The organism is Acinetobacter sp. SM1B, from assembly GCF_003289665.1.
GTDB classification, from domain to species: Bacteria; Pseudomonadota; Gammaproteobacteria; order Pseudomonadales; family Moraxellaceae; genus Acinetobacter; species Acinetobacter schindleri.
Genome location: NZ_QMBM01000001.1, coordinates 1,336,671 through 1,344,221, shown reverse-complemented (window position 1 = coordinate 1,344,221; position 7,551 = coordinate 1,336,671). Strand labels below are relative to the sequence as shown.

The following is a 7,551-nucleotide window of genomic DNA, read 5'->3' as shown; positions in this document are numbered from 1 at the left end:
ATCATCTGCTACCACAGAGAGTCTATAAATAACAGTGCGTAAGTCCTATTTTCTAAGAAGTTTGTTCTTATTTGTGATGTTGGATTTTTCGCAGCTATAAAAAAAGCAAACCCGAAGGTTTGCCCTTTTCTCAAAATTACAGTTTATTCTTCTGAATCATCTTCAGCTGGTACTTCATTTTGCTCCAGTGAGGCATCAAAGATCAGAATTGCTTTACCATCCGTTTCGATCATGCCTTGCTCTTCAAGGGTTTTCAGTACGCGACCGACCATTTCACGGGAACAACCTACAATACGGCCAATTTCCTGACGGGTAATACGGATCTGACGGCCATTTGGCAAGATCATCGCTTCAGGCTGAGCTGAAAGATCAATCAGACAACGTGCGATACGACCAGAAACATCAATAAATGCCAGGTCAGTTACTTTACGTGTCGTATTCTTCAGACGGCGAACCAGTTGGGCAAAGACCGCATAACTCAAGTCAGGATATTGTTTGCTCAGTTCATGGAAGTTTTCGTAGCTAATCTCTGCAATTTCACAAACGTCACGCGTACGCACTTCTGCAGTACGTTGTGGATTTGCTTCGAATAAGCCCATTTCCCCAAAAAAGTCACCCGCGTTCAAATATGCCACGACAATTTCACGCTCATCATCTTCACGAAGAATGATCGATACAGACCCCTTCAGAATCAAATATAAAGATTTAGATTCTGTTCCTGCATCAACGATCGTTGTACGTTTTGGGTAACGGTTGATATATGCACGTTTTAATAATGCCTTCACGGATTCTGGCAATTGTCCCGGAGAAAGTGCATCTGTGCTTAATTGTGAAAAGTTTGAAGTCATGCTAGCAGTTCCAAATAAGGATAATTTTTAGATCGCACAAGACCTAATGTGAACTTGTCACACAGTGGGAATGAAATTCCTTATCAACCCAATTTATGTTAGTGTACAGTTACTTCGTAAATTTATAGCTTTTTTTAGGTAGTTGCAATGCAAACAAGCGTTCATTGGTTAGAGAATGTTGCTTTTGAAGCAAAAACGCAAAGTGGTCACAGTATCGTCATGGACGGATCGCCAGAATACGGTGGTGAGAACCGTGGTCCTCGTCCAATGGAACTTCTATTAACCGGTTTGGGTGGTTGTGCTTCGTTTGATATTGTCACCATTTTAAAGAAAGCGCGTCAGGACATTACTGATGTTCGCTGTGAACTCAATGCAGAACGTGCCGACGCGATTCCTGCAGTATTTACGAAGATTCACCTGCATTTTGTGGTGACAGGTAAAGGCATTAAAGAGAAACAAGTGGCTAAGGCTGTCGAGCTTTCTGCCGAAAAATACTGCTCAGCCAGCAAAATGCTATCTGATGGCGGTGTGGAAATTACGCACGATTTTGAAATTATTGAAGCTGAATAATCCGGCTGATCTAGTTATAAAAGCGGTCACTTAGACCGCTTTTTCTTTATCTGTTATTTGATATCAGACCAACACCATTTTAAGAAGTCAAATAAGTTGAACCATCCTCAAAAATCACCTGCTTTTCAGGCCATCTAAGAGCCGCTAATTTGCTTGAAAATTCTCGTTGCTGCTGCCGATCCAGATAGCGTTTCCCGACTGAATAATCCACACAGAACACATTTTGCTTATGCCCAAACCACTGTAGCGGATCAATCTGCTGAAACAGGCCAGCTTTCACTTCAGCCAAGTCAAATTTACGCCAGTAATGACCAATAATGACGGGAATATCCTCCTGATAATCCTCCCACCAAGGCAGACGGTCTTTCATACGCCATTTGCCGCCGGCATAAATGGGCTTATCTGTCATATATTCGGCACCAGAGGTCAATACTTTGATTGGATTATACATCTGCTCAATCCATTCCTTTTGTGCCAGATATTTCAGCCAGGGAATATCGCTATTCGGATCAGTGAGCGCTTCACGAAACTGCTCTGCTTCTTGGCATGCCTGTTCTGTAATACCTGCATCATTAATGTGTTGCTGGGTCTGCTGGACAAAATGTTCATAGGCTTCAAGTAAATGCAGCTTGTCCAGTGCTTTTAGTTGTTGAATGGAGTGTGTATCCCAGCAGGCATGCCCAACCCGAATTTGATCTGATTCCAGTGCAATGGGTAAAGTTTGCAGAAATTGTAGAATCCACTGCTGGTCTTCTGGCGTAGCAGGTACAGAGTAAAAAGATTTATGGTCATCCATATGCGGTGAGCCAAAATACCAGCCATTGCCTTCACGATAGGATTGATTTAGCAGGTTCAGCTCATGGTTGCCCAGCACACAGTAGGCCTGGCCCCGCTCCATTAGAATCTTCACTTGCTGAATTACCGCGACGCTGTTTTGCCCACGGTCACAAAGATCACCCACAAAGATCAGCTTACGCTGTTCTGGATGCTCACCTTTAAGATTATAGCCCATGACATGTAAGAGACTGTTTAAGGCGTCGATCTCACCATGAATATCACCCACAATGTCGAACCGATCTCCCTGAATAGGCTGGATGAACTGATATGACATTCAGATACCTCCTCGACATTTGAGTCCTGCAATTACTCAGCCTGAGTATTAATCTAATTCTTTCAATATATTCATTATATTGTCTATACCTTTAATCGGGTGTTCAAGCTAAATTTTTGGGGCGTTCAAAACGAACCATCTTCTTATCTATATGAAATGGCTGTTTATTCATTTCACCTATAGCTCTAAAGGCTGATGCTTCGACAATAAAGCATCCCTTTAGTTTTCATCATGGTAAATAAAAACCGGTGCCTAAGCACCGGTTTTTATTTCAGTTCACTAAGCTGATAATCAGTGCAGCTTCTAATTAAGCCTGTAGTGATTCAATGATCTGGTTCAATGTCGCACTTGGACGCATTACAGCATTTACTTTCGCAGGATCAACTGCGTAGTAACCACCGATGTCTACAGTTTTACCTTGAACAGTATTCAGTTCTTCAACGATTTTCGCTTCGTTTTCAGCCAAGGCTTGTGCGATAGGCGCGAATTTCGCTTTCAATTCTGCATCTTGATCTTGTGTAGCAAGCTCTTCAGCCCAGAATTTAGCCAGGTAGAAGTGGCTACCACGGTTGTCTAACTCGCCAGTACGACGTGATGGAGACTTGTCATTGTCAAGCAATTTACCAGTCGCAGCATCAAGTGTGTTTGCAAGTAGTTTCGCACGTGGATTATTTTCTTTAATACCCATTTCTTCTAGAGAAACAGCAAGTGCCAGGAACTCGCCTAAAGAATCCCAACGTAAGTGGTTTTCTTCTACCAGCTGTTGTACATGCTTAGGTGCAGAACCGCCCGCACCAGTTTCGTACATGCCGCCACCCGCCATTAATGGCACGATAGAAAGCATTTTCGCAGAAGTACCCAGTTCCATGATTGGGAACAAGTCAGTCAGGTAGTCACGCAGGATGTTACCAGTTACTGAAATAGTATCCAGGCCACGAGCAACACGTTCAAGCGTATAACGCATCGCACGTACTTGAGACATAATCTGGATGTCTAAACCGTCAGTATCATGATCTTTCAAGTAAGTTTGAACTTTCTTGATCAGTTCGTTTTCGTGTGGACGGTACGGGTCAAGCCAGAAGATTGCAGGCATGCCAGAGTTACGTGCACGCGTTACAGCAAGTTTTACCCAGTCGCGGATCGGTGCGTCTTTCACCTGACACATACGCCAGATATCACCTTCTTCCACGTTTTGAGACATCAACACTTCACCTGTTTCAAGATCAGTGATGTTCGCAATACCTGCTTCAGGAATTTCGAAAGTCTTGTCATGTGAACCGTATTCTTCAGCTTTTTGCGCCATCAAACCAACGTTAGGTACAGTACCCATTGTACGTGGATCGAAGTTACCATTCCATTTACAGAAATTGATCATTTCCTGGTAAATACGCGCGAAAGTAGACTCAGGCATTACCGCTTTACAGTCATAAGGTTTGCCGTCAGCACCCCACATTTTGCCACCACCACGAATCATTGCAGGCATAGAAGCATCTACAATTACGTCGTTTGGAGAATGGAAGTTAGTGATACCTTTCGCAGAATCAACCATTGCAAGCGCTGGACGGTGTTCTTGACAAGCGTGTAAGTCACGGATGATTTCTTCACGTAAAGAAGTGGGAAGTGTTTCAATCTTTTCGTAAAGTCCAGCCATACCGTTGTTTACGTTAATGCCTAGCTCATCAAACAGTTTACCGTGTTTCTCAAACGCTTCTTTGTAGTAAATGCGCACACAGTGACCGAATACGATTGGGTGTGACACTTTCATCATGGTCGCTTTAACGTGTAGAGAGAACAGGATGCCTGCTTCTTTACAGTCATCTAATTCTTTTTCATAGAAGTCACAAAGCGCTTTTTTGCTCATGAACATGGAGTCAATGATTTCGCCGTCTTGAAGCGCAACTTTTGGCTTAAGAACAATGGTTTCACCAGACTTAGTGATCAATTCCATTTTCACGTTACGTGCGCGGTCTAAAGTCATCGACTTTTCACCGTGGTAGAAGTCACCTTCGTCCATATGTGAAACGTGAGTTTGTGACCACTGTTTCCACTCGCTCATAGAGTGCGGATGTTTTTTCGCGTAGTTTTTAACGGCAGTTGGGGCACGACGGTCAGAGTTACCTTCACGTAATACCGGGTTTACAGCAGAACCGAGGCATTTACCGAAACGTGCTTTAAGTGCTTTTTCTTCTTCAGTAGTTGGGTTTTCTGGGTAATCAGGAATTGCATAGCCCTTAGACTGAAGCTCTTTAATACATGCTGTTAACTGAGCTACAGAAGCACTGATATTAGGTAGTTTAATAATATTTGTGCTTGGATCTTGTGTAAGACGGCCTAGCTCAGCAAGGTTGTCAGCTACTTTCTGTTCTTCAGTCAGGTAGTCTGAGAATTCTGCGAGCACGCGTGCTGCAACAGAGATGTCAGTTTTGACAATCTCAACGCCAGCAGGCTTAGTAAAGGTCTCAATGATCGGCAGTAGTGAGTAGGTCGCCAACAATGGCGCCTCGTCGGTCAGTGTGTAAATGATTGTTGACTTTCCACCAGCCATATATAGCCCCTTGCGTTTGATAGAGTTTTGAGGATCAAGCTTTTGACTCAGACCCTGTGAACCGATATGTTTGCATTAAACCTTGAGAGTATCGTATCTCCTTGCTTTACAGTCAACGAAATATCATTTCAAGTTGTGATTTTGCTGAAAAATTATACAATTTGTTGCAATTTTCTATTGATTATAATCCACTCAATTTCCTCATCTTTCATATACAAAAAATCTATTATTCTTATTCTGCCTATTTTTAAAGAATATTTAGCAGTTTTTCTAATATATAGTTTTTTTAGAGCTGATAAGTTCTAATGAATCCTTAGGTTTACTCAGGTTATTCACCGTATAGAAAATAGCTTTTTTATAAATACCTTTACTTTAAAAAGCCAAATAGACTATTCACCATCATCATTTTTAGCCCTATTTCAGGGCAATCAAAGTTTTTAACTATTAAAAGAGACAAAAAAACGATGAACAGATTTGTTCAGTGTTGGACTTAATGACAGACTACTTGAAACATCTTGGTCAATTTAAACAAAATCTGAATATGGTAGTGAAAATGATGATTTTACTGTTTTTAATTTTATTCTGATTATAGTGTTTTAGATGAATAAATCGGCAAATTTAAGCTAAAAAATATACTTTTTTATTTATCAGTAATCTACTCCAGGATTGTAATTTTGAGATGTTCATAAGGGGTGTTGCTCTACTTTTAACACAATAAATTATTGTAGATATTTGTTATAAAAAAGCCTTCAGCTATAAAACTGAAGGCGGAAAGAAGTCACGTAAAAGAAAGTCATTTAGATAGCAAATTAAAGTAATTCAATTAAAGTTAATATAGTTAGCTATCAGTACACATCCTAGCGATCATGTTCTGATGGACGTGGTTTGATTCAATATTAAAGAGCAACAGGCCTTGTTGTTTATTGCTCTTTTCTAGATTTATGAACCAGTATTAATGCTTAGGTTATTTTCCAATCCTGTCTTTTATTTAATGCCCTTTATAGCGTCCCGGTCGATGATTAATCGCCAGAAAACTTCCCATGATCACTGCTGCCAGAATTGACCAAAGCACTTTATCAAATGGCACAATCCAGAGTGCAAGTAGCACCACCATACAGTCAATTACCATCTGTACATTGCCTGCTTTCATACCCCACTTTTCCTGTGCATATAGGGAAATGATGGTTGCACCACCGAGACTGGATTTATGTCGGGCCAAGAACAGCACACCGGTTCCCATCAGAAAGCCACCTGCAATCGCGGCAAAAGCTGGATGCAAATAATCAATATGCAAATACCGAGGTGCAATAAAGGTAATCAGTGAGAGTAAAGCGACAGAAATAAAAGTCTTAAGCGTAAATTCCCTGCCAATATATTTCCAGGCAAACCAGTAAAAAGGAATATTGATCACAAAATAAATCAGACTGAAAGACCAGCCTGTAGCATAATGCAGCACAAAAGCAAGCCCTGCGGTACTCCCGGTCAATAAACCCGCTTGAGCAAACATGGTCATACAGATACTGACAAACAGAGAACCTGAAAATAAGGCCTGTAGGTCTTCAAACGCAGTATGTTTTCTGGTCTCCTGCGGTGTAGGACGACGCGTCGGGTAAATCACCCGAGGATTAGATTGAATTGCCATATACGCTAACCTTTAAAACTCTTTTTCGCTTGTGGCGAAGCCGAGGGTTTAATTTAGGCTCTGCACTTCTGGCACAGAACCTGACGGTATGTTGTTATTGCAATTTACTTGCCAGCAACAGGCACCAAAACTGATTTTTATATGAAATTTATCATTCTCTATGTCATAAGATATTTGGCACTAGGCTTAGATTAATACATTGATCTGTCCAGGAGAAAAAGAAATTGTGAACTAATGCTTCTAAACAAGTATTAACATTTATAAAGCACTTATTAGGATTATTAGCGAGTTATTAAAATCCCTTACATCGGCAACAATTTTTTAAATCAGCCGAGCTATAAATACAACAGACTTGGGAGGTTGGGTTTTTATAATAGAAAAAATATCCAATAACGTGATTCATGAAGAAGTAGGTAAACTCTTATGGCAAATCCAGATGAAAACAAAGAACTTGAGGAAGCATTGAACGAAGAATTTCCTGAGGAGGAATTAGACCCGCAAGAAAAGCAGGATCGGGAAATTCAACGTGGTCAATTAGGTGTAGATAAAGATCCCCAAGTTAAACGCGACCAGATCCGTCAAAGACATGAGGATGAAGAAGATGAGAATCCCTAGCTAATCATCTTTATGGTATTGCAGGCCTTTAGCATTATATTTGGCTTGAACTACCCTACCCCCTGAAAAATCCTGAAAATACAGAGCTGTCCCTCTGCTTTGGATACTTTTTGAAAAACCCATCCTATTGTAGAACATGAGCGACATGATCAAAATCAGAATAGTCTAGTGCGTGTCCTCATTTGAAGAATTGGTTTTAAATACTTAAAATCCTCCTTTG

Annotated in this window: 6 protein-coding genes; 2 read left to right on the top strand and 4 right to left on the bottom strand. The window is 40.9% G+C overall.

Annotated features, from left to right (window positions below):
* Positions 1-143: 143 nt before the first annotated feature.
* Positions 144-848, bottom strand: a complete 705-nt coding sequence (gene crp / locus C8322_RS06375) for a cAMP-activated global transcriptional regulator CRP (protein WP_004894131.1) — start codon at positions 846-848, stop codon at positions 144-146.
* A 147-nt stretch (positions 849-995) separates the two neighbouring features.
* On the opposite strand from crp, the gene C8322_RS06370 reads away from it, so the two are divergent.
* The gene (locus C8322_RS06370; RefSeq protein ID WP_076753344.1) at positions 996-1,418 is read left to right on the top strand and encodes an OsmC family protein; all 423 of its coding nucleotides are present in this window, start codon (positions 996-998) and stop codon (positions 1,416-1,418) included.
* A 79-nt stretch (positions 1,419-1,497) separates the two neighbouring features.
* Here the strand turns inward: C8322_RS06370 and C8322_RS06365 are convergent, their stop codons facing one another.
* The 3 genes from C8322_RS06365 to C8322_RS06355 form a co-directional block, all read right to left on the bottom strand.
* Entirely contained in the window at positions 1,498-2,529 is a 1,032-nt protein-coding gene (locus tag C8322_RS06365; RefSeq protein ID WP_111810454.1) for a metallophosphoesterase, read from the bottom strand.
* A gap of 307 nt (positions 2,530-2,836) precedes the next feature.
* The gene (locus C8322_RS06360) at positions 2,837-5,074 is read right to left on the bottom strand and encodes an NADP-dependent isocitrate dehydrogenase (RefSeq protein ID WP_004894125.1); all 2,238 of its coding nucleotides are present in this window, start codon (positions 5,072-5,074) and stop codon (positions 2,837-2,839) included.
* A gap of 988 nt (positions 5,075-6,062) precedes the next feature.
* A complete protein-coding gene (locus C8322_RS06355) occupies positions 6,063-6,716 on the bottom strand; it encodes a YitT family protein (RefSeq protein WP_004812282.1) in 654 nt (217 codons plus the stop codon).
* 423 nt (positions 6,717-7,139) lie between these two features.
* On the opposite strand from C8322_RS06355, the gene C8322_RS06350 reads away from it, so the two are divergent.
* Positions 7,140-7,331 (top strand): hypothetical protein, encoded by a 192-nt coding sequence (locus C8322_RS06350; protein ID WP_004812280.1) that lies wholly within the window; start codon positions 7,140-7,142, stop codon positions 7,329-7,331.
* Positions 7,332-7,551: the final 220 nt, after the last annotated feature.